The organism is Streptomyces pathocidini, assembly GCF_001418495.1.
Lineage (GTDB): Bacteria > Actinomycetota > Actinomycetes > Streptomycetales > Streptomycetaceae > Streptomyces > Streptomyces pathocidini.
The window spans coordinates 1-2,230 of the sequence record NZ_LIQY01000627.1 but is presented as its reverse complement, the minus strand read 5'-3'; the positions used below and the strand labels follow the sequence as shown (position 1 = coordinate 2,230).

Sequence of the window (2,230 nt, the reverse complement as noted above, 5' to 3'; positions counted from 1 at the left end):
CCGCGCCGGCGGCGATGAAGTCGGCGGAGTTCATGTGCGCGCCGTCGGAGGTCTCGGCGACCAGCAGCGGGACGTCGACCTTCTGGGCGAGCAACTGGTAGGCGGTCACGCTGAATTCGCGCATCGGCTCCTCGTACCAGAGGTAGTCGGCCTCGGAGAGGGCCTTGCCGAGCCGGATCGCGTCCGGCAGGTCGAATCCGGCCGAGCCGTCGTACGCGAGCGGGAACCCGTCGCCGACGTGCTCGCGCAGCTTCAGGCAGAGCTCGGCGTCGCGCCGCCAGTCGCCCCAGGCGTGCAGCTTGATGGAGGTGTAGCCCAACTCCCGTACCTGGTCGGCGACGTCGAGGTACTCCTCGACCGTCGGGAAGGTGACGGTCGAGGCCTGGGCCGGGATGCTGGTGCAGTAGCCGCCGAGCAGCTGCCAAAGGGGGAGGCCGGCGGCCTTGGCGGCCAGGTCCCACAGGGCGACGTCCGCCAGGCCGAGGAGGTAGAGCGGCAGCTCCTCGACCCGGTCCAGCTCCCAGACCCGGTGCCAGAGCCACTCGCGCCGGAGCGGGTCGGCGCCGGTCAACTCGGGGCGCAGCACGCGGTCGACGACCTCCTGCGCGATCCGGCCGTGGCGGGGTGCGAAGGCGACGCCCTCGGGCCCCTCGTCGGTGCAGACGCGCAGCACCGCGCCCTCGGTGTCCGGCGAGGACCCGGGGAGCCCGTCGCGCCAGACGAACGGCGGCTCGGCTCCGGGGACCTTGATGAGATGGCACTCGACATGGGTGATGCGCACGCCCGCTCCTTCGCGTCTGTCCGCGCCGTGTCCGCAGCCGGAATGAGTCGTATTAATACGCGAGTTGAGGCGCGGCACAAGGGGTTGGATCGGATTCATTCCCGGCAACTCCCTATCGAAGGCCTGGCGCCGCCCCGCCATGAGTCGTACTCTCCGTGTGAAGTCACGTTGGGGGGCAGGGAGATGCCGGAAACCGCCGTTCCGCAGGCCGAGCACCGGGAGCAGACCGGACCGGCCGAGCACGGGGAGCAGACCGAGTCGGGCGAGCGCGCCGAGTCGGGCGACGGCTACCGCCCCGGCTACGAGGTGACGGCCGAGCGCATCCTGGAGTTCATCGCCGCCCGCGGCCTGCGCCCCGGCGACCGGCTGCCCACCGAGGTGCGGTTGGCGCAGGAGCTGGACGTCAGCCGCTCGGTCACCCGCGAGGCGATCAAGATCCTCTCGGCGCTGGGGCGGGTCCGCGCGCACCGCGGCCGGGGCCTGTTCGTCGCGGACGAACCGGGGCTGCTGGCACCCCGGAAGACGGACCCCGTCTTCTTCATGCCGACGGATCTGAACCACATCATGCTGGTCTTCGAGTACCGCGGGATCCAGGAGACCGAGATCAGCCGGCTCGCGGCCGAGCGGGCCACTCCCGCCGAACTCCGCGCCATCGGCGAGGCGGTCGACCGCTACCGGGAGGGGGCGGCGCGGGCCGACAGCGCGCTGTTCGGCCCGGCCGACGAGGATTTCCACCTGGCCGTCGCCACGGCCGCCCACAACCCCTTCCTGACCCAAGCGGTCCAGAAGGCGCGGCAGTTGCTGGCCCAGTCGACGGTCATCGGCCTCGGCGGCCGCACCATCGACCGCGTCGCCGCCGCGGCGGTGGAACACGCCGCCATCTACGAGGCGATCCGCGCGGGCCGCCCGGAAGCGGCCGCGCGGGCCGCCGCCGAGCACATCGACAACAGCCTGGAGGACTACCGCAAGGCGGTCCGGCAGCGCCTCTTCGGCTGACAGGCAGGCAGGCCCGGAGGCCAGACTCGGCAGGCAGGCCGGTCAGACAGAACCGTCAGACAGAACGGGCCGCAGACCAGGCGGGCAGATCTCAGGCAGGCAGACCAGGCAGGCAGGGATCGGGCAAGCAGCCCAGGCGGGCCCGGCAAGTGAAAACGGAGGGTCCGCGGCCAACGACCCTCCGTACTCGCCCCCGGGCAAAGCAGTCCCCGGTAGTTCCTTCTCATCTCCTCGGATCCCAGCCGTCACTGGAATTCCGGGATCTGGAGGATCTGCCGGGGGCCTGGCCAGAGCCACGAGTGGGTCGGCGCTTGCCGATGAACGTCTTCACCGACGATGCGGCTCGCTCTGGTTTTCTGGTGTATTAGACAGTTTGCTCCGATTTGTGCGGGAGTCAACCCCCTGGGCGGGAAGCACCCCCGAAGCCCACACCCCCGCCCAGGGGGTTGACTC

2 protein-coding genes are annotated in these 2,230 nt (G+C 71.0%); one reads left to right on the top strand and one right to left on the bottom strand.

Translation table 11 applies throughout. The annotated features are described in order from the left end of the window. A partial coding sequence (locus AOK16_RS23715) for an enolase C-terminal domain-like protein (protein ID WP_055474166.1) occupies nucleotides 1-781 on the bottom strand: 781 nt, incomplete at its 3' end. 183 nt (nucleotides 782-964) lie between these two features. Between AOK16_RS23715 and AOK16_RS23710 the strand changes: the two genes are divergently transcribed. Continuing rightward, nucleotides 965-1,777 (top strand): FadR/GntR family transcriptional regulator, encoded by an 813-nt coding sequence (locus tag AOK16_RS23710; RefSeq protein WP_079101704.1) that lies wholly within the window; start codon nucleotides 965-967, stop codon nucleotides 1,775-1,777. Nucleotides 1,778-2,230 lie beyond the last annotated feature (453 nt).